The sequence below is a fragment of the Algoriphagus namhaensis genome (genome assembly GCF_042649705.1).
Lineage (GTDB): Bacteria > Bacteroidota > Bacteroidia > Cytophagales > Cyclobacteriaceae > Algoriphagus > Algoriphagus namhaensis.
Genome location: NZ_JBHRZS010000007.1, coordinates 1,367,979 through 1,392,434 on the forward strand (window position 1 = coordinate 1,367,979; position 24,456 = coordinate 1,392,434).

A 24,456-nucleotide genomic window follows, 5' to 3' on the forward strand; every position below is an offset into this window, starting at 1 on the left:
ATTAGATATCAAAGCAAAAGGAAGCCACATGGCTTCCTTTTTTTTATTATGAGGATTTCTCCAAAAAGTCCTTTACCACCTGCTTCAAGTTTTGAGCCGCCAAGCTTTTAAAATCAGGTCGCCTGAAATCCAAATCCGGCAATTGTATATACGTTTGAAAACCTGCTGAGCTTCCTTCCCTACCAGAAGAAATCAGTGCTCCCACTTTATCTTTTGCGTCCATGATTTTTTTCAATTCATAAGCCCCTTTTCCGCTGTTGGACTGCGAGTCGTACCTTCCTTCTCCTGTAATAATGAAATCCGCCTTGGCTACCTTCTCGGTAATCTTGATTTGCCCAAAATAGAAAGGCGCTCCCTTTTCAAGTGCCGTGTCAAAGAAAAATGAAAGACCAAATGCTATTCCCCCAGCCGCCCCAAAGCCCTTTTGGTCTTGCACTACTTTCTTTGTTTTCAAAGAAAGTAGGGAAATCATGTTCATGGCCTTGGCTTCAAGCTTCGCGAAATCATCAGAATTAATACCCTTTTGCGGCCCAAAAACAGGAATAGCACCCTTTTGTCCAAAAAATGTATTGTCTACATCGCAAAGACAGAAAAACTTGATTTTTGGCAGGGGCTTATTCAGCTGTATATGGCGAACTTTCCCCAAAACATCTGGAGAAAAGGGAATGATAGCTCTACCCTTTTCATTCAAAAAAGTAACTCCTAAGGCCTGCAAAATTCCTAGACCAAGATCAACCGTTGCAGAACCTCCTAACCCAAGAACGATGGTTTGCGCACCTTGCTGAATAGCGTGCACTATAAGCTTTCCAGTACCAAAAGTAGATGTGACTTGCGCATCAATTTCATTACTTTTTAGTAAGCCAACTCCAGAAACTGTAGACACATCCACAAAGGCAGTAGCCGTCTCTTTCTCAAATCCATAAAACCCCATAATGGGCCTACCCAATGGATCAAAAGTTTCGATATTGATTTTTTTAAGATCTAGTAGTTCGGTGAGTAACTCACAAGTTCCATCTCCCCCATCAGCTATCGGACAGAGCTCAATCGAAGTATTAGGACGAACTTTCTGAATCACACCCGCAATTATATGAGCCACTTCCATGGCTTTAAGAGTACCCTTGAATGCATTGGGTGCGATGAGTACTCTGTCCCCCATTATTTCGCCTTCATTCGTTGAAAATAATCCTTCGAGGCAGCTTTTACTTTTGGAGCAAGGAAAAATGTGGAAACCATAGTAGGAATGGCCATCACTGCGTACATTCCATCCACCAAACTAATTACCACATCAAGCGAAGTTACGGCTCCGGCCACGATTGTAACCAAATAGAAATAATTGTAATAATCGGCTCTTTTGGCTCCAAATAGATAATTAAAACATTTGTGTCCATAGTAGCTGTATGTGAACATCGTGGAAAGCGCAAATACCAAAACGGCTACCATCAAAAGATATCTACCATAGGAAGGTAATGCCTGATCAAAAGCCGCCAAGGTCAAACGTACGCCATCAGATTCTGTGGTTTGCCATACCCCAGTCACCATAATCACGAGTGCGGTCAAAGTACATACAACGATAGTGTCAATAAAAGGGCCAAGCATGGCGATTAATCCCTCTCGGATCGGCTCGTTATTTTTAGAGGCTCCATGGACCATTGGCGCAGTTCCAATGCCTGCTTCATTTGAGAAAGCCGCGCGTCTTGCTCCTGTGATAATCACAGCTCCTACTACACCTCCAGCGGCAGCTTTGCCTGTAAATGCATCGGTGATTATAGTCATCAACATTTCTGGTATTTCTCCGAGATAGTTGAAGAGAATGATTAGGACAGTTATAAAATAAAGAACCACCATAAAGGGAACCAGCTTTGACGCGACTGTAGCAATACGCTTAATACCCCCCAAAATCACAATAGCGACTACAGCCATCATACTAATCCCGATAATCCATCGAGTTTTATCCCCCTCATCGAGTCCATTGGGCTCCAGCATAACTGTTCGGATCACAGCAGTTAATTGATTCGCTTGAAAAATCGCCAACAAACCAATAACACCGGCGATGCAAAAGATATAAGACAGAAACTTCCACTTTTTACCCAACCCTTCCTCTATCACGTACATTGGGCCACCTTGAACCTCACCCGAGCTATCTTTGCCCTTGAACATGATAGCAAGCGAACAGGTGTAGAACTTGGTAGCCATACCAACAAATGCAGAGATCCACATCCAAAAAATCGCACCCGGTCCACCCATAGTGATCGCGATGGCTACTCCCGAGATGTTCCCTAGGCCCACTGTGGCTGCGATGGCTGAAGAGAGAGCCTGAAAAGAAGTGATTTGCCCTGGTATATTTGAGTCATCATATTTTCCTCGAAGCAAGGAGATGGCATGTCCGATTTTAGTAAATGGGATAAAACCGGAATGAACCAAAAGAATTATTCCGCCACCCATCAATAAAATAAGCATGGGCGTACCCCATATCCAGTTGGCAAAAGAAATAATCAAGTCTCCCATGAGTAATAGGTTGAGGTTAGGGTGAAAATCAAAAGATGAGTATAGCCCCTATTTCTTCAATATCAAAGACAGAAGAAATAAACTATAATGTAGAGTGAAGGAGGTGGCTAAAGATTACCAATTCACCTTTGGAGATTTATAATAATTGATTCCTTGCATCTCCCAGCGCTTTGAAGCATTTGCAAGTCGACCTTCAAAATTTTCCCAATTACGCTGATTTGAAGGTGTCCAGGCTACTTCGGCAGTTGCATATATTCGTGGAAAAATCATGTATTGAATATCAGCACGATTGGTAATGGTTTCAGTCCAAAGTGGGGTCTCAACTCCAATGATATCCTCTGCAGTAATTCCATCAACATAGTTGGCAGGATCCCAATTGTAAGCATCATCTATTTCGATATAGGCAGCCCAGTGTAGCCCGAGTTGAGTAGTGGAATCATACTGCATGTCCATATAAGTTTTTTTAGCCGGAGACATCAGCACTTTATTCCCTTGTTTATTGGCTAAAACCGCATTGTCCTCGTCGCCCCAAAACTGTGCAATATTTCCTGGCAACAAGGATGCAGTTGCCACTTCATCCCAACCGATGCTCACTTTTCCATATTTCTGTACAATTTCCTGAGCCCTATTCACAAACTTGATATAGTCATCCTTATCAGTTACGTGTGATTCGTCTCCACCTATATGGAAATATGGACCTGGCGTCATTTCGACAATTTCTCGAACGACATCATCGACAAACTGATAGGTCAAATCTAAGTCGGTGGCAAAAGTTGAAAACCCAACTTCAATTCCTGTGTAGAGCTCAGCAGGTTCTGGATTCACCTTAGGCTTATCGTAATCCAAGGGCACAATAGTCAAAGAATCCAGAATGCCATTGGCAGGATTCACGCCCGGATTCAACTCAGCATATGAGGCCAAAGCTGCATTGGTGTGACCAGGCATATCGATTTCAGGAACCACCGTAATGTATCGCTGCGCGGCATAGGCAACAATCTCCTTGTATTCCTCCTGGGTGTAAAAACCACCCTCTCCACCGCCAACTTCAGTGCTCCCGCCTATTTCAGTGAGTTTGGGCCAAGACTTAATTTCAATTCTCCAGCCTTGATCATCGGATAAATGCAAATGGAGATAATTATACTTCAAACCTGCCATTACATCGATATAATGCTTCACATCTTCTACATCAAAAAAGTGTCTGGCTACATCAAGCATAGATCCCCGATATCCATACTCCGGCTGGTCATTAATAGATCCTGCAGGAATGGTAATAGCAGAACTTACGGGGCGTTGAACTGCTATTTCATCAGGTAAAAGCTGAAGGAAGCTCTGAATTCCAAAAAACAACCCTGGCTCGCCGTCAGAACTAATCACGATCTCCTCATTTGAAATTGATAAATTATAAGCCTCTAATTGATCTCCTTGGGTTTTTCTTAGTATCAAATTTCCCCCTTCAGTAGATGTTGAAATCTCCGAGCCTAATACTCCCCCGATCTTATCTGCTAGATATTCTCCCATCCAGTCCATCCCTTCACCTCTACCTTCGATCAAAATGGTGGTAGAAGCATCCACGATGAATGAGCCTTTTGCAGATTTAACTTCCCTAGGAAGAGGAATAATATTTTGGTCATTCAGAGTTTCTTGTTCTTGACTACAAGAAAAAGAGAGAAATAAAGCAATAAGTAAAAAGGGTGATAGGTATCTCATAGTTTAGGATTTTGTCAAACTTAATCTAAATTTTTAAAAAAGTTTTGGCGTAGGTTATTTTTCTGTGTAACGATGATCATTTTTTGGATGGGCTAGGTAAATTCAGCAAGGAATTAAATTTCAAATTAACCAGAGTCCAAGTAGTGATTAATCTTTCATTTTTAATAATTTGAAAGTCAATTAACCCTTTATTCAAACCCATTAATACCTGATCATGAGTAAAAACAATAGACGGAAATTTTTAAAGACATCAGCCGCGGCGATAGCTGGATTTTATATTGTGCCAAGGAATGTTCTTGGAGGACCAGGTTTCATCGCACCAAGTGATAAATTAAGAGTGGCAAGTATAGGTGTCGGAGGAATGGGAGCTGGTGATGTTCGTGGCGTTTTCGGTAGCGGAAAGGCGGATATTGTAGCGCTATGCGATGTGGATGATAGCCGTGCAGCTGACTCTGTCAAAAAATTCAACAAGGCATCCTACTACAAGGACTTCCGGGTAATGCTGGAAAAGGAAGAAAACAACATTGATGCAGTGACTGTATCCACTCCCGATCATATGCATGCCGTACAAGCTATGATGGCAATGAAAATGGGAAAACACGTGTATGTTCAGAAGCCCCTTTCACATGATATTTACGAGGCTCGGATGCTCACAGAAGCCGCTGAAAAATATAAAGTGGTAACTCAAATGGGGAATCAGGGTTCTTCAGGAGATGGTGTGCGTAAAATGGTGGAATGGTATCAAGCTGGCTTGATCGGTGAGGCAACCAAAGTCTATTCTTGGACCAACAGGCCTGTTTGGCCACAAGGAATTCCTTGGCCAGAAACACCAATGGATCCTCCAGCTGATTTAGATTGGGATCTTTGGCTGGGTACAGCCCCTAAGAAAGACTACGTAGGAAATCTCGTCCCCTTTAATTGGAGAGGCTGGTGGGATTATGGAACTGGAGCCCTTGGCGACATGGCCTGTCACATCATGGAGCCTCCTTTCAGAGTTTTAGGACTAGGGTACCCTAAATCCGCAGAATGTAGTGTTGGATCGGTCTATGTAGGAGAATTCCAGCGAGGATATTTCCCCGATAGTTGTCCTCCCTCCTCTCACATCACCTTGCGTTTTGATCGCCCTGGAAAAGAGGATTTAGAGTTTCACTGGATGGATGGAGGAATTCAGCCCACTAGACCTGAAGAACTAGAGCCAAATGAGCAAATGGGCGATGGTGGCAACGGAGTAATTATTGAAGGCACTAAAGGCAAAATGATGTGCTCCACTTACGGAATAAATCCTCAGCTACTGCCAACATCCAAAACCAAAGACATTAAGGTTCCAGAAACTCTCTACAGAGTCCCAAATGGAGATAGAGGACATTATAATAATTGGGTGGAAGCATGTATAGCCGGACATGGATCAGAAGAATTCAACAAGCTTAGCTCTCCTTTTTCAGTGGCAGGTCCATTGACAGAATCAGTTTTGATGGGTAATCTGGCAATTCGAAGCTACGATTACAGCCCTAGGAAAAATGAATTCCCAGGCCGAGGGATCAAACTGGTTTGGGATGGTCCAAATATGAAAGTCACTAATTTTGATCCTGCAAATCAATTCGTCAGGAGAGAATATCGTGGTGATTATTCACTATAAACCAAGAAAAAGGTCAGGAAAAACTCCTGACCTTTTTTATTGAACTTCAAGTTCAACTCTTCTATTCTTTTGCCGACCGGCCTCCGTTGCATTGGAGGCTACAGGCCTAGTTCCTCCCCAGCCGGAGATCCGCATCCGCTCAAAAGGCACGCCAAGGGATACCATGTAGTCACGTACTGCTTTTGCACGATCAAGAGACAATGCTTTATTCAAACTAGGATCACCATAACTGTCTGTATGGCCATGAATCCGTACCACGACCTCTTCATTTTCGAGAAGGAAGGTGCTGATTTCCTTTAAGGCTAATTCGGTTTCAACCCCCTCAAATTCAGAAGTACCTCTTTGGAATGACACCTTTTCAAGCTTAATACTACTTCCCTTGGTTACTTTCACGAGAAGTGCCATATTCGGTTGTTCTTGATTCAGTGCTATGACGGGCATGATTTGGGGGAAATATCCATTACTTAAAACCTTCACTTCATCTACCCCCTTTTTAATCAAATCCGATAGAAACAAGGTGTCTTTACCGGCGAATGTGACAGGATTTTTCTTGGATAAAAATTCTAATTCAAAATCCACTTTTACTTTCTCCACTGCATCCACGGCAATCCATTCCAGTGGCTTTTGCTCCAGTTTTACAGAATCAATGAATAGACCCACCTCTGGTTTTCCCACGGCGATCAGCGGAGAAATAGGCTTTATTTTTTCCTCCGTTAGGTATACTTCATCAGATTGTTCGATGGCAGGTGCATAGACATTACGACTGATACTTCTGCGCAAAGCTGGAGTAAAATCCGTGGGTAATTCCAATTCTTCTTCTTGGGCGAAAGTCAATAAGTCCGAGAATCCATTACTATTTTGGCTCGAAGACCAAACCACCTGATTAGACCCCACAAAGGCCACAGCCATTTCCGAACCAGGAGAATTGAGTTTTTCCCAATTCACAGGATTACTCCAATCTTGCCAAGTATCGCCCATTTTTTTGGTGATATAAATATCCTTCCCACGTGCTCCAGGCTGATTATTTGTAGAGTAATAGAGCAACATAGTCTTTGAATCATAAAAAGGACTCACCTCTTGACCAAATGTATTGATAACTATTCCCAGATTTTGAGGCTCGGACCAAGTAATACCCGAAACTAATTCAAAAACATATAGATCTTCGTTTCCAAGCGAATTAGGACCATTTCCCGAAAGAAATATGTATTTCCCATCGACCACATTTCCACTAACAACACCTTTAAAATCATTGATCTGTGGCACCTCAATTCTTCTACGGTAATTCCAATCTTTCCCAAATTTGGCGTACTCGTGAATTCCCGCATTTCCCTCTTGATCTTCGTGAAAAACCAAAAGTGTCAATACATTCTGTAAGCCAAGGGCTACATCAAAACCTGAAGTACTCAAATCCGCTCGATGAATGGCCTCAGACCATTCGTTTTCTCCAGTTTTCTGAACCATCCAGATGTCTCCTGGATCAGTATTTCCTCCCACATTCTCGATATGAAAGGCTCTAGTAAAAAGTAAAGTATTGTTCCCCACCCAAACCGGATTGATGTCATTCTGAGTGGAGTTTGCTCCTGACAACGATACGGTCTCCTGAGCAAGTACTGAGTGAGATAAAAGAAAGGCAAGTAGCCAAACACTACCTGCCAACTTTATGTGATTCTTTGTATTCAACATTTTATTTTCCAAGGACTATCGCAAACACCAATGGTGCGACAATCGTGGCGTCAGATTCAATGATATACTTGGGTGTATTTACGCCTAGTTTACCCCAAGTAATTTTTTCGTTTGGTACAGCTCCAGAATACGATCCATATGAAGTCGTAGAGTCTGAGATTTGGCAGAAGTATCCCCATAATGGAATGCTATCGCGCTGCAAATCTTGATGAAGCATAGGAACTACACAAATAGGAAAATCTCCGGCGATCCCACCACCTATTTGAAAGAAACCTACCGTGCTATCTTCTTTTGCATTTTCAGTGTACCAATCCGCCAGATACATCATGTATTGAATACCGCTTTTTACGGTGTGTACATTCTTTACATCTCCAGCTATACAATGACCTGCAAACATGTTGCCAAGGGTAGAATCCTCCCATCCCGGAACGATGATCGGAAGATTTTTCTTTGCTGCCTCGAGTAGCCAGCTATTTTTTGGATCTATTTGATATGATTTTTCAAGCTTTCCAGAGAGTAAAATTTTGTAGAAAAATTCATGCGGAAAATAAGCCTCCCCTTTTTGATCGGCAGCCATCCATTCCTCCAAAATCACGTCTTCGATTCTTCGCATAGCTTCCATTTCTGGAATACAAGTATCCGTGACCCGATTCATATGGCGCTCCAATAAATCCTGTTCCTGTTCTGGAGATAGATCCCGATAGTTTGGAATTCGCTCATAGTAATCATGAGCCACTAGGTTAAATACGTCTTCCTCAAGATTGGCACCTGTGCATGTAATGATTTGTACTTTATCTTCACGGATCATCTCGGCCAGTGAGATTCCCAACTCTGCAGTAGACATTGCTCCTGCTAGGGTAACCATCATTTTACCCCCTTCGTCCAAATGCGTTTTATATCCTTCAGCTGCGTCGATCAATGCAGCTGCATTGAAGTGTCTGTAATTGTGCTTAAGAAATTCAGTGATTTTCATGTAAAAGTGATTTTTGCTCGAAATTACCCATTTTTTTTCACAAAAAAACCCGGCTAGCCGGGTCTTTAATTCCTGTTTGGCTGAATTACTTAACCGAATCAGTTGGTGTGGTATTGTAAGCCTTATTTAATCCTTCGATTACTTGGTCTGTGACATCGATCGCGTCATTTGCATACCAAACTGCCCCACCTCTAGTATAGCTCAATACCATGGTGTAACCGTTTTCTTCAGCAAAGCCTTTCATGTAGGTTTGAATTTTTTCGTACACGTCATTGTAAAGACCTGCCTCATCAGCAGAAAGCTCCTGCATCAAGTTGTTTCGGTAGGTCATTAGATTTTGCTCCTTTTTCACCAATTCCTCTTCCTTAGCTCTTGCCTGATTCATGGTCATAGAAGCCGCAGATTGTTGAAAATTCGCTACTTCCTGCTCAAAACCTCTTGCTCTACTTTGAAGCTCTCCTTCGAATCGCTTGCCTTTCTCGGTGATTTCTTCAGATTTGGTCTTGAAGTATTCATATTTATTAATCACACTGTCAGTTTTGACAAAAGCCAACTTCATTTCTGAAACTGACATTACTTCTGATTCTCCCCCTTCGGTGGTAGTTGGTGCGGTTTGATTACATGCAAAGAATAATCCTGCGGATAATGCAAGAATTCCTAAGGTGTTTAATGTTTTTTTCACTTCTGCTGATCTTTATGATAAGGGCGCAAATATAAATAAAGAATTGAATCTTCCAGTATATGCAAGGCGAAGCAACAATTAAATTGAGTTAAACTAAAAAAATATATCCTGAGCTAACCGATAAACCTGGGCATGCGCTTCAATAATATCCCTAATTTGAGGGGAATATCCACCTCCCATGCAGCACATTATCGGAATCCCGGAAGACTTGGCCAGATTCAGAACTAGCGAGTCCCTATTCCTAATCCCTTGAAGGGAAAGCCCCAATCTCCCTAACTTATCCGAGGCTAAAGGATCAACTCCGCATTGGTAAATGATGAAATCAGGAGAAAAACCTTTAAGAATGAAGTCTATATTTCTTTCCAAAAGATCTAAGTACTCCTCATCTCTAGTATGATCTGCTAAGGCAATGTCTAAATCTGATTTCTCCTTATGCATGGGATAATTTGATTTGCCATGCATACTAAAAGTGAAAACATCAGGATTATTTTGACAAAGTACAGCGGTACCATTTCCTTGATGAACATCCAGATCTACTACTAAAATTTTGTTGGCAAGTCCTTTCGCTTGAAGATAATTGGCAGAAACGACAATGTCATTAAGAAGGCAAAATCCCTCTCCATGTCCGGCATATGCATGATGGGTCCCCCCTGCAATATTCATCGCGATACCATATTCCAGCGCAAATTCGCAAGCCTTTACTGATCCATCTAGTATGTTGATCTCCCTCCGGACCAATTGTTCACTGAGAGGAAATCCAGTTTTCCGTTCCTCTTTTCGACTTAATGAAAGGGTCTTGAGTTTTTCGAGATATGAGAAGTCATGTGCTGTCAGAATCCATTTGTCATCTAAAAAATCGGGCTCAAAGAAATTATTTTCCGTGACGGTCCCTTCATACAACAATTGCTCAGGGAGCAGGGCATACTTTTCCATCGGGAATCGATGACCTTCCGGTAAAGGATGAGAATACAACTGTGACCAGGCTATTTTGAGCATAAAAAAACGCTTGATTTAAACCAAGCGTATATTTTTTTGTTTGAAAAACCTTAATCCTCGAAGTCTTCCTCTTCAGACTGAAAGGAATAGGCTGTTTCATCCAGCTCTAAGGTATCATCATTAAACTCTTTGATGAACCTAGAGATCACACTATCAGAAATACTATCCACATTCAAAGCAGCATCTAGGCCAAGCCCAAAATCGTGATTGGTGTCAATGTCCACAAACTCCTGAACTTTTACTCGCTCGTCGTCTTCAATATCCATGATGATTTCGGTGATAAACCAACCGATCTCCTCCTGCTCACTATTGAGAGGCATCATATTTCCATTTTCATCCTCCTCATATTTTATTCCGTTGAAATTTGGGAATTTCTTGGCCGCCTCATGCTCTGCAAGTTCATAGACTTCAGAGGAATGGTGTAATCTCAGGGTGTACAAGGCCGCATCATAAATGACTTCTTTCCCTTCGTACATTCCTACAAAATAGAAGTTGACAAACTCGTCCGAATTTTCGTCATCCGGGATAATTTTGTAGGTACTGTTATTTTTCTGGAGCTCAGACTTTAGGTCCTCTATTGCTTTAGGATCAAATCCTGGGTTTTGGGTAGACATATTCTTATTGATTATTCAAAAAAAGGTGTTCATAATTTCGCATATCTCTCTCTAATTATTGGAGAAAGTAAAGTATTTCATCAAAACCAACAAAACTTCTTTTGATAAATATGCATTAATTTTAATTATCCATACTAAAAAAGTTATTTATGCATTACTGATCAACAGGATCAAGGGAATTTCCGAAAAGACTATTTAAAATACTCAGTACCAGTGCAAAGAGTAATGCCCACCAAAATCCGTTTACCACAAAGCCCTCGATAAGCCAATCACAAGCCAAGATTACCAAGGCATTCACTACCAACAGAAACAACCCAAATGTGATGACCGTTAGCGGAAGGGTGAGAATAATGAATAAAGGTTTCAGAGACATATTGATTAAAATAATCACCGCGGCTAAAATAAAACCTGTCACTACTCCATCGAGATGAATACCGGGGAGTAAAAACTCAGCAATAATCACTGAAATCCCGCCAAGAAGAATTTTAACCAAATAGGTACTTGCCTTAGATTGCATTTGCATGATTTATATCACAATTGTGTTTTTTTCAGATGTAAATTAAGCATAAAGTGACAAGTTTGCTTGAGTATGTCTGATTCAAACAAGGAAACTACAGCCCTGTACCTTATATTTGTTTATCAATTTAAAATTTACCCACGTGATCATTATTATTTTCTTCCTTCTTCACTGGTATTTCTCCCTTTTCTGCCAGAGTTTCTTCCTTCATCGCTATGCGGCGCATCAAATGTTTGTCATGAACAAGTATTGGGAGCGTTTCTTTTACGTTTTCACCTGGATGTGGCAGGGTAGTTCCTATTTGTCTCCAAGAGCCTATGCCATTCTTCATAGAATGCACCACGCTTACAGTGATACACCAAAAGACCCTCATAGTCCTCATCACACAGAAAACCTCTTTACCATGATGTGGAAGACTAAAAATATTTACAATGAATATTTCTCTTTCAGATTAAAGCCTGAAGAAAGGTTTTCAAAGGACATTCCTGATTGGAATAAATTTGATCGATTTGCAGACCAGATGGGCGTAAGAGTAGCATGGGGATTACTTTACGTTTTAATTTATGTCCTTTGTATCTCAGTTTTTGAATTTGCAGGTACGCACTGGTGGATGTATTTTCTGCTTCCTATCCATTTCTTAATGGGACCTGTACATGGTGCAATTGTCAATTGGAGTGGCCACAAATATGGATATGCAAATTTTGACAACAATGACAAATCAAAAAACAGTCTATTATTAGACGTTTTGATGTTGGGTGAGTTATTCCAAAACAATCATCATAAGCTTCCTAACCGACCAAATTTTGCGGTAAAATGGTACGAGTTTGACCCCACTTATCCGGTGGTAAAACTGTTACATGCCACTGGTATTATAAAACTCAGGACCGTCTAAAATTCCATTATCCTAAAACCTCTTTTAAAAAGAGGTTTTATTTTGCCTAATAATCAAGGTGTTAGAAAAAATGTTTAATGGAATTAAACAAATGGGTTCATTTAGTTTTGAAAAAAGAAACTAAACCCATAATTTGGTTTGAATTTAACTTAACACCTTATTTATGAAACCATTAACTAGAGCAGAAGAAGAAGTAATGCAAATCCTATGGCAGATCGAGCGTGGCTTTGTAAAAGACATGCTAGAGCATATGCCTAATCCAAAACCAGCTTACAACACAGTTTCTACAATTGTGAGGATCCTAGAGCGCAAAGGTTTTGTGAGCCACAAGTCGTACGGAAAGAGCCATGAGTACTTTCCAATCGTGTCCAAGGATGAGTACAGAACTTTCATCATCAAAAAGATGCTTGACGGCTACTTCGACAGTTCATTCAAGAAACTTCACGAATTTTTCAAGAATGATGAGTCTTTAAACACCAAGGAATATCAGTAAGATTAAAAACCCAACACAAAAAAAGGCCCCAATTAATTCGGGCCTTTTTTATTTCTAAGTGCTGCTACTTTTGAGTTTCTTGAAGCAGTATTTCTATCGCCTTATTAAGCTGTTGATCTATTCCTGCGTCAATCTGACCAGGCATATTTTTAATCTGAATCTGTGGCTTGGTTTCATTGTTTTCTAGCCACTCCCCCGCTTTATTCTTTGCCGACACAGGAACGGTACCCCATCTAGATCCGTCAGGTAAGCTTTCCCATCCAGCAAAGGAACATGTGCCTGGTGTTGGCATTCCTAAGGTAATCCCAATTTCTAGATCAGTATATCCACAGGCAAAACAATGTCCATCAGAATAATTGCCTTCGTTAAACATCGCTAGTGTCGGCTTAGTCCAACGTGCAGTAGGTTCTATACCGACTTCTCGCTCTTCAGTCGCATAGGTTAGGAATTTTTCCCCAGTGAAAAACATAGCCAAATCTGCTACCAAGTCTCCACCACCATTAAATCTTGTATCCACGATCACAGCATCTGTATCGAAATACTTACCCATCATTTCTTCGTAAACATTTCTATAAGGGCCATCGCTCATCCCCGGGATATGCACATACCCCAGTTTTCCACCACTTTTCTCGGCAACTTCCTTTTGATTTTGTTTTACCCATCGCTTATACAGCAATTGGCTTTCTGCTCCTAGCGAAATTGGCTTAATCGTCACCTCCTCTTTCTTACCAGTCGATGGATCAAGAATCTCTAACAAAGTGAAATCTCCAGCTTTCCTGTTAAGAAGCTTCGCAAAGTCCATATCCGGACCAATGATCTCTCCATTGATTTTTTCGATTACCATTCCAGCTTTCACATCAAGACCTGCCTTTTCCAAGGGTCCTCCCGAGATCACTTCAGTGATTTTTATTCCATTTCCTTCATGTCCATAATCCCAGAAAATTCCCAAAGAAGCCGTTTGATCAGGCATGGATATACTTCTAGAATATCTGGCTCCTGTGTGTGAAGCATTCAACTCACCGAGAAGCTCAGAGAGCATCTCTGAAAATTCGTAGCTATTACCGATATGAGGAAGATATTTCGCATAATCTGCCTTCAAGGCATCCCAATCTACCCCATGCATCTCAGGAGTATAAAATATTCCATCTGTGCGGAGCCAAACATGCTCAAACATATATTCGAATTCCGCACGCTGATCATAGGCCATCTCTCCTGAGATCTTGACGGTTTCGCGCTTCATAGAACTTGGGTCAACTTTTGAGATGGATCCAGAATTCAAAATGTAGAAGTTTTTCTGCTCCTTATCCCACATCAAACCAGCATAGCCAGCATCTAATCCAATTTCTTGCTTGGTCTCTTTGGTTCGAAGATTAGTGCTCCAGAGATTATATCCTTTTTCAAAGGATGCGAGATAGTACAATTTCTCTCCGTCTTTCGACAAAATAGCATCAGCCAAGTCCGAACTATGAATGGTCAATTTGGCTTTTCTCTCCTCGATTCCCTCTAGATCAAACTTAAGGTCCTCAACCTTTTTTTCCTCCTCTTTTTTATCCTTGTCATCTTCCGGATCTTTCTTGTCTCCCTTTTTGGACTTTTCCAGCTCTTTCATCAAGTCAAATTCTTCTTTGGACAAATTAAACTTGTCCCATTCTTCCTGATCGAAAAACATGCTATATACGTCCATTTGGCTTTGCCCACTTGTAGCATAGCTACGAAGTCCATCTCGATTGGAAAACCAAAGCATTTGTTTGCCGCCATTTACCCAAACCGGTCCTGAGTCACTATAACCACTTTGCGTCAGCTTTTTCATCTTTTCTTTGCCGGAGGCATCTAAAAGAACTACTTCAGAATTGACCATTGTGGGCCTGTAGGTGGCTAGCAGCCACTTGCTATCAGGGCTCCAAGTAAAATACTGATCACCATCTCTCATGTGAAATAGCTCGTCTGAAGAAAGCAATCGCACGGAAGTCTTTGCCGTCAGGTCATAAACGACTAAATTTTTTCGGTCCTGAATGTAGGCCATTTTCTTCCCATCTGGTGAAATTTTCGGCAAATACGATTCTCCTTCTATTTCCAAAACAGGCGATTCCTTAATCAAAGTAGATGCAAAGAAAAACGGTTCTTCCTCTCGCTGAATTTCGGCTTTAAAAATTTGCCATCTGCCTTCTCGCTCACTGGCGTAGTAAATGGACTTTCCATCAGGTGCGAACTCAACAAATCGCTCCTGCTCAGCAGATTTTGAAATTTGCTTTGTCATCGCACCATCTACCGAAGTCACAAAAACCTCTCCCCTCGCCACAAAAGCAATCTCTTTACCATTTGGCGAAATGGACATCTCTCTCACTCCTCCATTGATGGACACAAAGCTATCCGAATTTGAAGCTTCCTGTCTTCTTATTGAGACTTCAATTTGTTTAGGTTCATTTCCTTTTTCCAAAGTGTACAATTGGCCGTCATAGCTAAAACTCATCAAACCAGCCTCTGAAATGGTCAAAAAACGAACAGGAAACCCTTTAAATTGGGTTAATTGTTCTGCTTCAGAATTTGGAGAAAAACCCTTTGCGAAAACATTAAAATCTCCATTTTGCTCACTTAGGTAATACATTTCTGTTTCATCTGGTGAGAAAACTGGGTTTCGATCTTCTCCATAAAAAGTGGTAAGCATGGTATGGGTATTACTCCCTGCGTCGAAAAGCCAAATATCTCTGGCTATGCTCGACTGATGATGCTTTCTCCACTCATTTTCGCCACCCTTCTTGTCATGATAGAGCATCTTTGTACCATCGGCATTCGGCTGAACATACTCTGCCGGAATAGTCCAAACCTGGTCTACACGGCCACCATGTTTTGAAACTTGATATAATTCAGGCATTGATCTGGAGGGAAACTGCCTGTGATCTACAGCATCCATTCGTACCGCGCCAAAAATTACAGATGAATTATCAGCCGAGAAACTAAACGGTTGCTCGTCTGTAGAGTGATAGGTCAATCGAGTGGCCGCTCCACCCAATGCCTCCATCACAAAAACATCGAAATTCCCATATCGATCGGAGGCAAAAGCCAGATGCTTACCATCCTTGCTCCATACGGGCATAAAATCATGTGCTTCGTGGAAAGTTAGCTGCTTGGCTTCTCCACCTTGGCTAGATACCAAATATAGATCTCCCATGTAAGTGAAGGCAATATGTGCTCCATCAGGGGAAATAGCGGGATGCCTAAGCCAAGAAGGCGATTGAGCAACAGTTACTGCCGAATGGGCAAATAGGAAAACAAAGGCAATCTTTGAAAGAAAATTTTTCATTAGTTAATCAGGGTTTTTCTATGAGGCTACGTCATCTAGCCAGTGGTCGAGCCAACTCTAAGGGTAGCCAGCTCCACAAAGCTTGAATTCATGGGTTTAAATTTAAATCCCCCAAAGAAAATCAAAAAAGGCAGAAGATTTACTAAGTCTTTTCATGAAAGGGTCTAATAATTAAATTCCGGTCAGAATCCTTCTTCAAATGATTTCAATTCCCAAAATACCCAAGCTATATTTGCAAGCTCATTACAAAAAGACGCAAAAAGAATGAATTCATTTATCGAAGAACTAAAGTGGAGAGGAATGCTCCAAGACATGACCCCAGGCATTGAAGAGCATCTTTCCAAAGGGATGGCTTCAGCTTATTTGGGTTTTGATCCCACAGCAGATTCTTTGCACATAGGTCATTTGGTAGGTGTGATGACATTACTACATTTTCAAAGAGCGGGTCACAGACCGTTTGCCTTGGTTGGTGGTGCCACAGGAATGATTGGAGATCCTTCTTTTAAATCTGCTGAGCGAAACCTCCTATCCAAAGAAACTCTCGATCACAACATCTCTTGTATAAAGAGCCAATTGGCAAAATTCCTTGATTTTTCAGCCAAAGAAGCCAATCAGGCAGTCCTAGTCAATAATTACGATTGGATGTCCAAATTCAGTTTCTTGGACTTTATCCGTGAGGTAGGCAAGCATATCACCGTCAATTATATGATGGGAAAAGACAGTGTCAAGCGTCGACTTGAGGATGGAAATGGGCTTTCTTTTACAGAGTTTTCATACCAGCTGATCCAAGGCTATGATTTCTATCATTTATGGAAAAATGAAAACTGCTCTGTCCAATTAGGTGGATCTGATCAGTGGGGAAACATCGTTACGGGAACAGAATTGATTCGCAGAATGGGCGGAGGATCAGCATTTGCACTTACAGTTCCCTTGATTACCAAGGCAGATGGAACAAAGTTTGGAAAGACCGAAAGCGGTTCAGTTTGGCTTGATCCTGAGAAAACCTCACCCTACGCGTTTTATCAGTTTTGGCTCAATGTCAGTGACGAGGATGCATCCAAGTATATCCGAATCTTTACCACACTTGATCAGGAAAGCGTTTTGACCTTGGAAGCCCAGCATGCTGAAGCTCCGCATTTAAGAATTCTACAAAAGGAATTGGGTAAGTCTATTACCACTATGGTACATGGCGCTAAAGAATTTGAAATAGCGGAAAAAGCATCACAAATTTTATTTGGTAAATCATCCACCGAAGATCTGGCAGCTTTAGATGAGCGCACCTTTTTACAAGTTTTTGATGGAGTCCCTCAGGTGAAAATCAGTACAGCTGAATTCCAAGAGCTTTCCACTAATCTAGATCTCTTTGGTGAAGTCACTCAAGGTGTTGTTTTCGCTTCCAAGGGAGAAGCCAGAAAGATGATCCAGGGCGGTGGAGTAAGCATCAACAAAGAGAAGCTTCAAGATCCGAATGCGGATTTGAGCGTTTCCCTCCTACAAGACAAGTATTTGCTTGTGCAAAAGGGCAAGAAAAACTATTTCATTATTGAGGTTGCTTAACCTTCGGTCAAATAAGTTTGGAAAACCTCGTTCGGATAGTACTCAATTGAAAAAGTACCTTGAATTTTAAAATCAAGGCTTAGCTATTTTGACCAAGGTTTAATATTTTTAAATCCTTTAATTTATTTCACTTTATGCCATCCGAGAAAAATAAGGAAAAGATCATTCTTGATGCCGCCACTGCGCTATTCACCACAAAGGGCTTCCAAGCAACACGCATGGAGGATGTAGCTAAGCAGGCAGGTATCAGCAAGGGCTTGACTTATTTCTATTTCAAGAATAAAGAGGATCTTTTTCTGGCTTTGACCAAGCGTGCCTTTGATGAATTTAAGGAGGTATTTAAAGAAGTAAAACGCATCAAGGGCAAATCAGGGCTGGACTTAATCTGTGAACTTTTTGTGCAAGTGAATGCATTTGCAGCGAAGAATCAAGTCTATTATGACTCGATCATCAGTTTTATGGATCTGATGAAAAAATATAATGATCCAAATACTCGCGAAGGTATCAGTCCTTTGATTTTGGAAAGTGAACATTTTCAAAAACTGTTGACCATGTATCATGACCCAGCCAAACTAGGTGTGATGATGATCAGTCAAGGTATCAAAGACGGAAGCATTCGTGCCGAACTGCAGCCAGAAATCACCTTCTATACCATCTGGAGTATGATCATCGGCTATGAAAAGATGAGAGGCCCCATCTCACAGGATGACAAAGACATCAAAATCAATCAAGAAAGTTGGGAGCATGGCTACGTAAAGCTAATGCGTGATATGCTCAAAGGAACCGTCCAGGCAAGCAAGCCTATCACTGTCCAAGGAAGTTTATTCTAAAAAAAAGCCCCGAAAAAATCGGGGCTTTTTGAATTAATGGACATTGCCCATCATTTTTCGAATGACTGGTTTGAGTAGGAAAAGCAATACCGCAGATCCAATCACAGTATAAACAATGAGCATATACTGGTCTGGCATTTGTGCCAGAGCCTCTTCTGTTCCACCACTGGCCTCACCAGCAATCAATCCAGCGATCAAGTTTCCAAGTGCAACTGACAAGAACCAAATACCCATCATTTGACCACCATAGGATTTGGGAGCAAGTTTGGTAACCAAAGAAAGCCCGACTGGAGAAAGACTCAATTCACCGAAGGTGTGAAGCATGTAAGTCAGGATCAACCAAGTTGGTGCCGCAAGGTCTCCAGAAGCAGCAATTTTCGCAGCGAAATACATCACAAAAAAGCCGATCCCCAAAAGCAAAAGCCCGAAAGTAAACTTCAAGGGAGAACTTGGCTCTAGGTTTCTTCTACCTAACCAGACCCACATTGCACCAAAAAATGGCGCAAAAATGATGATAAACATGGAATTGATCGACTGGAAATAGCCCGTAGGAATCTCCCATCCGAATACAGTTCGATCAGTAAATCGCTCAGCGAAAAGATTTAAGGTACTTCCTGCTTGTTCAAACCCTGACCAAAACATCGCAGAGAACAGAAACAGAATGGTAATGACACCTACTTTGTTCCGATCTGATTTATCCAAACCACCAAATGCCATTACATAACCCAAGTAGCCGAAAGCTACCACTGCGATCACATAACCCGACACTCCGGCAATAAATGAAGCATCAATAGAGATCCCACCAAAAAAGAGAAACGAAACGATCGCTACCATTATTAGCCCGATCCAAGTGACCATGGATTTTAGTTTTTTGGTGCTAGCTATTTCTTCAGGAGTTTCCACCACAGGTGCTTCTCCATATCCGTCCAAAGATTTGCCTGTGGCTTTGTACTGAATCAAACCCAGGACCATGCCTAATCCTGCCAATCCAAAGCCCAAATGCCAATCATAAGCCGCCAAGGTGCTACAAGCAATGGGTGCAATCAATGCTCCAATGTTAATCCCCATGTAGAAAATGGAAAAACCTGCATCTCTTTTCGAACTTCCAGGCGCATAAAGCTGCCCGACAATTGAGCTAATATTTGGCTTCAAAAGCCCTGTACCCAGAACAATCAGAATAAGGCCTAAATAAAATGAACTGGTATCTAAAGTAGTGAGGGCTGTTTTGGCTTCATGTCCTCCTGCTAATAAATTTTGTAGACCAGGAAGTGCCATGGTAAAATGCCCCAAAGCGATGATTATCCCACCGTACCAGACTGATTGCTTTAATCCAAAAAGTCGATCGGCTAGCCAGCCTCCTGGCAATGCGAGCAAATACACACCCATGGTGTAAAGTCCATAAATGGCTCCGGAGGTCTTATCGTCAAAACCTAAGCCACCATCAATGACCGCCGTGGTCATAAAAAGAATGAGAAGAGCTCGCATCCCGTAGTAGCTAAATCGCTCCCACATCTCGGTAAAGAAAAGGGTCATCAGTCCCTTTGGATGACCAAACATGGTGGGGCCATCAAATTCTACTGTCTGTTGATTTTCCAAGGAAATTAATTTTTGGGTAATGAAAGATTTACAATGATAACCGATTTTGGAGATTTAAGGCAAAAAGTTTTTGAAAGTTGGATGGATTCCATCCAAATTCCAGAAGAATCATTCTAGATTCTGGCAGGACAGAATAAAAATCCTGACCTATGACATATTTTCTACTGATTTTCTTCCGTAATCGATTACGCGCTAAAATAAAGCCTATTTTTTACTAGGAGGATTAGACCTTTTACGTACTTTTGTACTGACTATTTTCAGATCAAAACCCAAATATTTATGCAGAACGACGTTCTGGAATCCCAGATTTCGCCTTTGGACTACCTTAGATTTTCTACGAGCGAAAAACTCCATTACAACCTTTCTCCTGCGGAGCTGATTGAGCAATCCCTGGCAAGAGGAGAAGGTCATCTCACCTCAACTGGCGCCTTAATGGCTGATACCGGAACATTCACCGGCAGATCACCAAAGGACCGCTATATCGTACTGGATCAAAAAACAAAAGATTCCGTATGGTGGGGTGATATCAACATTCCTTTTGATTCAGAGCAGTTTGACAGTCTTTTGGTCAAAATGAAGGATCATTTAAGCGAGCAGGAGCTTTTCGTAAGGGATGCTTATGCTGGTGCAGACCCAGCCCACAGATTAAAGCTTCGAGTGGTTAATACTTGGGCTTGGCATAATTTATTTTGCCATAATATGTTTTTGCGTCCGGATGCAAGCGAATCAGAAGATTTCAACCCGGATTTCACCATTCTTTGCGCACCTGAGTTCAAGGCTGATCCAGCCCTTGACGGTACAAAAAATGAAAACTTCGCCATTCTGGATATGACACGCCGGATGATTATCATTGGGGGAACCGGTTATGCTGGAGAAATGAAAAAGGGGATCTTCTCCGTTTTAAACTTTCTTCTCCCTCATGAGAAGGGAATTCTTTCCATGCATTGCTCCGCAAATGTGGGTAAAAAGGGTGACACCGCAATATTTTTCGGGCTTTCCGGCACTGGCAAAACCACACTTTCTGCAGATCCTGATCGTGCACTGATTGGTGACGATGAGCATGGCTGGACCAAGGAAACCGTCTTTAATTTTGAAGGAGGCTGCTATGCAAAGGCTATCAATCTTTCGAAGGAAAATGAGCCCGAAATCTGGGATGCAATCCGCTTTGGTGCGATCGTGGAAAATACCCGATTTATACCTGGAACACGAATCGTAGATTACACCAATAAAAGTGTAACAGAAAATACACGAACCGCGTACCCAATCCACCATATTGATAATGCCATTGAGCCATCTGTAGCAGGTATTCCTAAGAATATTTTCTTCTTGACGGCAGATGCATTTGGAGTGATCCCTCCTATTTCAAAACTAAGTAAAAGTCAGGCCATGTACCATTTCATCTCTGGATACACTGCAAAAGTAGCTGGAACTGAAATGGGCGTAACAGAACCTAAACTTACTTTCTCTGCTTGTTTTGGAGAGGCTTTCTTGCCCTTACCTCCTACTGAGTATGCCAAGCTTTTTGGTGAAAAAATCGAATCCCAAGACGTAAACGTTTGGCTCATCAATACAGGATGGACGGGCGGCCCATATGGGGTAGGTTCACGAATGAAGTTGAAATACACCCGCGCCATGATCAGCGCAGCTCTAGAAAATCAATTAGATAATGTGGAATATAAAACCCATGCGGTATTTGGCTTTCAGGTACCCCAAACTTGTCCTGATGTGCCAAGTGATGTTTTAAATCCACGCAATACTTGGTCAATTGGAGAAGATTACGACGCACAGGCCAAAAAATTGGCAGAGGCATTTGTAAAGAACTTCCAAAAATTTGAAAGCCAAGCCTCGGATGACATCCTTCAGGGTGCCCCAAGAGTATAAACCCAAATAAAAGGAGCGACAATTCGCTCCTTTTTCTTTTGACGGTAAGGTAATATCCAAATCAAGGTTTATTATTGCACCACAAATTATTTTTAAACACTTTTTTGCGAAACGGCATGAAAACAGCAGAATTTATTACTTCCAAAGGCACGATGAAGGTGGAGTTTTATGAAAAAGACGCTCCAAACACGGTGAAAAACTTTACTGACCTTGCACAAAAGGGCTTTTATGATGGTCTTACCTTTCACCGGGTCATCCCAAATTTTGTCATTCAGGGAGGATGTCCAAATGGTACAGGCACCGGCGGCCCAGGTTACAAAATCGACTGTGAACTCACAGGAGAGAATCAATATCACGACCGTGGTGTACTTTCCATGGCTCATGCCGGTAGAAATACTGGAGGCTCTCAATTCTTCATCTGTCATAGCCGCGACAATACTGCACACCTAGATAGAAACCATACTTGCTTTGGCAAAGTCGTGGAAGGACTGGAAGTCATCGACGCAATACGCGCTGGCGATCTCATCGAAAAAATCACGATTTCTGAAAAATAAATTAAAGCTCCTGAATTGGAGCTTTTTTTATGACTAAAGGCCTGTGAAAATCTCTCTAAGATGAGCTTCAGTGCCTTTAGGCGAGTCGCCCCACTCTAACTATCACTGTGTTCATGTTTTTTACGACTTCAATCACCTTTGACATGAACTGAGTCACCTTTTATACGACTTCAGTCGCCTCTGACACGAGATAAGTCATCTTTTAGCCGAACTGAGCCGCTTTTTATATGAACCGAGTCATGTCTAAGGTACCTTCTACCCACCTCTGAAGTAACCCCTCTCTAGTTTTAAGTACCCTTTTTGGCTTATTGGTAAATGAATTATGAATTCAAGGAAAAGCGGAATCAATGCTTATAATTCTCTCAAAATATCGAGAATTGCTTGATAGATAGTTGGACCGGTTTCAGGCCCCAAGGAATTGATCTCACCATAGGGCCTGTTTTCATTTTGGTAAGTGAAAGGAGCCTCAACGTCCCACTGACTTTTCGGGATGATATACCCTACCATATCATTAGACATTCCCGCAAAAAACTTAACCTGTCCCGGGATTTGGCTTTGCAAAGCGGGAACTTCAATAGGAGCTATTCCAAAATCTGCTCCCTCAGGGGCATCAACACCTCCATGCAAGATTTCTGGATACAATTCTCCGGGAGCATGGACAAAAGTAGCTGGACCTATGGTCCAAGCCGAGACTTCGGAGCGAATATGTTTCCACTTCGTAAATCCACGATCAAAAATTCCCAAAAAAGCAGCGAGATGAAATAGTTGATTATCCATACGTAGCTCGAGGCTTTTGGCGCGCACATTCAGATTAGCATCCTCTACAAAAAGGGCATTACTATCTGCCAGGGTCTCAAGGGTGATTTTAGCCAAAGCCCTCCCTTGAGCCAGAAGTTTATCTTGGTCTTGAGTTTGAAAACCTTCCTTAGTAAGGGGATCTACCACTTCCATACTTGGATGTGTGGTCATCAGCCCGCCAATGGCTCCATTGAGAAAAATCGCTACTCCTCCCACTCCATCAATGACAGTACTATCGCCAAGGGTAAGTCCTTTCTCCACCATATTTCTCCATGGATCTGCAAAATCTGACGTGACGAGCGTATTTTCCAGCCAAAGCGTCTCGGGATGATTTCCCCAATTCATGATGGTTCCTAAGGTCTCCCCACTTTCCCGACTCAGCACCTGCATCAGTTTTAATGCTGGATCAAAAACCTGAGGATCACGAGTATCTCCCACCAAAGGCTTGAGTTTTTCATTTTCCTGTGTAAACTTAAAAACAGCCGATTCTCGCTTTTCAAAAGCCTCATTCACTGCTGATTCTATTCCCTTTTGCACTAGCTCCAAATATGCCGGATCTACTCCGCGCTCATAGTCGGATGCTCCCCACATCCCCATCAAATCCGGGGAAGAATGAACATGGGTACTTGCTACAATCACATAGTCAAGCTCAGAATTACTTTCCTCAATCATTTTTCGGGTCTGAATCACTTCATCATTCCCAAAACCAATCATATCAATCACACAAAGCGCGATCTGATGCTCTCCGTCGTCCAGCACCATTGCTCTAGCCCAAAGCGGGTCTAGAATGCCTTGTGCTGCCCGTCCATTATGAAATCCCGCAAGCCAAACCCCATCAAACTTTCCATTCCCATTGACATCCGTATAGGTATCCCCGTCCTCGGGATTGTATCTTGAATCCTTATTCGCATCCACCCAAGTGTCGGTGAGGGTTGGGCTAATATCCACTTTGGCAAAACCCGCCTTGACAGTAACTGGGGTGGAACTTTCTAACTTTAAATCCACCCAATACCCAGAATGCCGGTCACGAAATTGGTATACACCATAGCTAAAAATGACAGCAATCAGTAGCAAAACAAACACGAGCAAGCCAAGGAAGAATTTTTTCATGGGAGATTTTTGATTCTAAAATAACGGTTTCAGGTGTTAAAATTGGTAGGAAAACCATTGAAATGGTTTGGATCGGTAGATGCTAATGAAATAGCCCACGGTTTAAACCGTGGGCCAGGTTAGCTATGCCT

The 24,456-nt window shown here is 41.8% G+C and carries 19 protein-coding genes; 7 read left to right on the plus strand and 12 right to left on the minus strand.

Features of this window, described 5'->3' with window-relative positions:
• Nucleotides 1-46: 46 nt before the first annotated feature.
• The 3 genes from ACFOSV_RS14320 to ACFOSV_RS14330 all read right to left on the minus strand — a co-directional run bounded on the left by ACFOSV_RS14320 (nt 47) and on the right by ACFOSV_RS14330 (nt 4,212).
• Nucleotides 47-1,156 carry a glycerate kinase gene (locus tag ACFOSV_RS14320; RefSeq protein ID WP_377906708.1) on the minus strand — a complete coding sequence of 370 codons (1,110 nt, stop codon included), beginning with the start codon at nt 1,154-1,156 and terminating at the stop codon, nt 47-49.
• Complete coding sequence (locus tag ACFOSV_RS14325; protein WP_377906709.1) at nt 1,156-2,505, minus strand: alanine/glycine:cation symporter family protein; 1,350 nt, start codon at nt 2,503-2,505, stop codon at nt 1,156-1,158. The genes ACFOSV_RS14320 and ACFOSV_RS14325 overlap by 1 nt, the downstream gene beginning before the upstream one ends.
• A 114-nt stretch (nt 2,506-2,619) precedes the next feature.
• A complete protein-coding gene (locus tag ACFOSV_RS14330; RefSeq protein ID WP_377906710.1) occupies nt 2,620-4,212 on the minus strand; it encodes a family 20 glycosylhydrolase in 1,593 nt (530 codons plus the stop codon).
• 214 nt (nt 4,213-4,426) lie between these two features.
• Here ACFOSV_RS14330 and ACFOSV_RS14335 point away from each other — a divergent pair, with 214 nt between their 5' ends.
• Entirely contained in the window at nt 4,427-5,848 is a 1,422-nt protein-coding gene (locus ACFOSV_RS14335) for a Gfo/Idh/MocA family protein (RefSeq protein ID WP_377906711.1), read from the plus strand.
• A 36-nt stretch (nt 5,849-5,884) separates the two neighbouring features.
• Here the strand turns inward: ACFOSV_RS14335 and ACFOSV_RS14340 are convergent, their stop codons facing one another.
• From ACFOSV_RS14340 to ACFOSV_RS14365, 6 genes are all read right to left on the minus strand, one after another.
• On the minus strand, nt 5,885-7,531 hold the full coding sequence (locus ACFOSV_RS14340) for an OmpA family protein (protein WP_377906712.1): 1,647 nt from the start codon (nt 7,529-7,531) through the stop codon (nt 5,885-5,887).
• A 1-nt stretch (nt 7,532) separates the two neighbouring features.
• Nucleotides 7,533-8,504, minus strand: coding sequence for a deoxyhypusine synthase family protein (locus ACFOSV_RS14345; RefSeq protein ID WP_377906713.1), 972 nt, complete (start codon nt 8,502-8,504; stop codon nt 7,533-7,535).
• Between the two features lie 85 nt (nt 8,505-8,589).
• On the minus strand, nt 8,590-9,186 hold the full coding sequence (locus tag ACFOSV_RS14350) for an OmpH family outer membrane protein (protein WP_377906714.1): 597 nt from the start codon (nt 9,184-9,186) through the stop codon (nt 8,590-8,592).
• Nucleotides 9,187-9,279: 93 nt separating this feature from the next.
• Entirely contained in the window at nt 9,280-10,182 is a 903-nt protein-coding gene (locus ACFOSV_RS14355) for a histone deacetylase family protein (protein WP_377906715.1), read from the minus strand.
• A gap of 50 nt (nt 10,183-10,232) precedes the next feature.
• On the minus strand, nt 10,233-10,796 hold the full coding sequence (locus ACFOSV_RS14360; RefSeq protein ID WP_377906716.1) for a hypothetical protein: 564 nt from the start codon (nt 10,794-10,796) through the stop codon (nt 10,233-10,235).
• A gap of 154 nt (nt 10,797-10,950) precedes the next feature.
• The gene (locus ACFOSV_RS14365; RefSeq protein ID WP_377906717.1) at nt 10,951-11,313 is read right to left on the minus strand and encodes a phage holin family protein; all 363 of its coding nucleotides are present in this window, start codon (nt 11,311-11,313) and stop codon (nt 10,951-10,953) included.
• Nucleotides 11,314-11,455: 142 nt separating this feature from the next.
• Between ACFOSV_RS14365 and ACFOSV_RS14370 the strand changes: the two genes are divergently transcribed.
• Both ACFOSV_RS14370 and ACFOSV_RS14375 read left to right on the plus strand, forming a co-directional pair.
• Nucleotides 11,456-12,205, plus strand: coding sequence for an acyl-CoA desaturase (locus ACFOSV_RS14370; RefSeq protein ID WP_377906718.1), 750 nt, complete (start codon nt 11,456-11,458; stop codon nt 12,203-12,205).
• A gap of 163 nt (nt 12,206-12,368) precedes the next feature.
• A complete protein-coding gene (locus ACFOSV_RS14375; RefSeq protein WP_377906719.1) occupies nt 12,369-12,698 on the plus strand; it encodes a BlaI/MecI/CopY family transcriptional regulator in 330 nt (109 codons plus the stop codon).
• Between the two features lie 64 nt (nt 12,699-12,762).
• On the opposite strand, the gene ACFOSV_RS14380 is transcribed toward ACFOSV_RS14375, so the two are convergent.
• On the minus strand, nt 12,763-15,999 hold the full coding sequence (locus ACFOSV_RS14380; RefSeq protein WP_377906721.1) for a S41 family peptidase: 3,237 nt from the start codon (nt 15,997-15,999) through the stop codon (nt 12,763-12,765).
• A 264-nt stretch (nt 16,000-16,263) separates the two neighbouring features.
• On the opposite strand from ACFOSV_RS14380, the gene tyrS reads away from it, so the two are divergent.
• On the plus strand, nt 16,264-17,556 hold the full coding sequence (gene tyrS, locus ACFOSV_RS14385; RefSeq protein ID WP_377906722.1) for a tyrosine--tRNA ligase: 1,293 nt from the start codon (nt 16,264-16,266) through the stop codon (nt 17,554-17,556).
• Between the two features lie 134 nt (nt 17,557-17,690).
• A complete protein-coding gene (locus ACFOSV_RS14390; protein ID WP_377906723.1) occupies nt 17,691-18,386 on the plus strand; it encodes a TetR/AcrR family transcriptional regulator in 696 nt (231 codons plus the stop codon).
• Nucleotides 18,387-18,419: 33 nt separating this feature from the next.
• Here the strand turns inward: ACFOSV_RS14390 and ACFOSV_RS14395 are convergent, their stop codons facing one another.
• On the minus strand, nt 18,420-19,943 hold the full coding sequence (locus tag ACFOSV_RS14395) for a peptide MFS transporter (protein WP_377907314.1): 1,524 nt from the start codon (nt 19,941-19,943) through the stop codon (nt 18,420-18,422).
• Nucleotides 19,944-20,261: 318 nt separating this feature from the next.
• Between ACFOSV_RS14395 and pckA the strand changes: the two genes are divergently transcribed.
• On the plus strand, nt 20,262-21,863 hold the full coding sequence (gene pckA, locus ACFOSV_RS14400) for a phosphoenolpyruvate carboxykinase (ATP) (protein WP_377906724.1): 1,602 nt from the start codon (nt 20,262-20,264) through the stop codon (nt 21,861-21,863).
• Nucleotides 21,864-21,979: 116 nt separating this feature from the next.
• A complete protein-coding gene (locus ACFOSV_RS14405; protein ID WP_377906725.1) occupies nt 21,980-22,417 on the plus strand; it encodes a peptidylprolyl isomerase in 438 nt (145 codons plus the stop codon).
• A 351-nt stretch (nt 22,418-22,768) separates the two neighbouring features.
• On the opposite strand, the gene ACFOSV_RS14410 is transcribed toward ACFOSV_RS14405, so the two are convergent.
• Nucleotides 22,769-24,325: a hypothetical protein gene (locus ACFOSV_RS14410; protein WP_377906726.1), complete on the minus strand. Its 1,557-nt coding sequence runs from the start codon at nt 24,323-24,325 to the stop codon at nt 22,769-22,771.
• Nucleotides 24,326-24,456 lie beyond the last annotated feature (131 nt).

What these genes read in the sequence shown, in the direction of transcription:
- pckA (WP_377906724.1), top strand. Translation starts at nt 20,262, where the DNA reads ATGCAGAACGACGTTCTGGAATCCCAGATTTCGCCTTTGGACTACCTT.
- ACFOSV_RS14380 (WP_377906721.1), bottom strand. Translation starts at nt 15,999, where the DNA reads ATGAAAAATTTTCTTTCAAAGATTGCCTTTGTTTTCCTATTTGCCCAT.
- ACFOSV_RS14390 (WP_377906723.1), top strand. Translation starts at nt 17,691, where the DNA reads ATGCCATCCGAGAAAAATAAGGAAAAGATCATTCTTGATGCCGCCACT.
- ACFOSV_RS14360 (WP_377906716.1), bottom strand. Translation starts at nt 10,796, where the DNA reads ATGTCTACCCAAAACCCAGGATTTGATCCTAAAGCAATAGAGGACCTA.
- ACFOSV_RS14355 (WP_377906715.1), bottom strand. Translation starts at nt 10,182, where the DNA reads ATGCTCAAAATAGCCTGGTCACAGTTGTATTCTCATCCTTTACCGGAA.
- ACFOSV_RS14335 (WP_377906711.1), top strand. Translation starts at nt 4,427, where the DNA reads ATGAGTAAAAACAATAGACGGAAATTTTTAAAGACATCAGCCGCGGCG.
- ACFOSV_RS14365 (WP_377906717.1), bottom strand. Translation starts at nt 11,313, where the DNA reads ATGCAATCTAAGGCAAGTACCTATTTGGTTAAAATTCTTCTTGGCGGG.
- ACFOSV_RS14340 (WP_377906712.1), bottom strand. Translation starts at nt 7,531, where the DNA reads ATGTTGAATACAAAGAATCACATAAAGTTGGCAGGTAGTGTTTGGCTA.
- ACFOSV_RS14345 (WP_377906713.1), bottom strand. Translation starts at nt 8,504, where the DNA reads ATGAAAATCACTGAATTTCTTAAGCACAATTACAGACACTTCAATGCA.
- ACFOSV_RS14325 (WP_377906709.1), bottom strand. Translation starts at nt 2,505, where the DNA reads ATGGGAGACTTGATTATTTCTTTTGCCAACTGGATATGGGGTACGCCC.
- ACFOSV_RS14375 (WP_377906719.1), top strand. Translation starts at nt 12,369, where the DNA reads ATGAAACCATTAACTAGAGCAGAAGAAGAAGTAATGCAAATCCTATGG.
- ACFOSV_RS14395 (WP_377907314.1), bottom strand. Translation starts at nt 19,943, where the DNA reads ATGTTTGGTCATCCAAAGGGACTGATGACCCTTTTCTTTACCGAGATG.
- ACFOSV_RS14330 (WP_377906710.1), bottom strand. Translation starts at nt 4,212, where the DNA reads ATGAGATACCTATCACCCTTTTTACTTATTGCTTTATTTCTCTCTTTT.
- tyrS (WP_377906722.1), top strand. Translation starts at nt 16,264, where the DNA reads ATGAATTCATTTATCGAAGAACTAAAGTGGAGAGGAATGCTCCAAGAC.
- ACFOSV_RS14320 (WP_377906708.1), bottom strand. Translation starts at nt 1,156, where the DNA reads ATGGGGGACAGAGTACTCATCGCACCCAATGCATTCAAGGGTACTCTT.
- ACFOSV_RS14405 (WP_377906725.1), top strand. Translation starts at nt 21,980, where the DNA reads ATGAAAACAGCAGAATTTATTACTTCCAAAGGCACGATGAAGGTGGAG.
- ACFOSV_RS14410 (WP_377906726.1), bottom strand. Translation starts at nt 24,325, where the DNA reads ATGAAAAAATTCTTCCTTGGCTTGCTCGTGTTTGTTTTGCTACTGATT.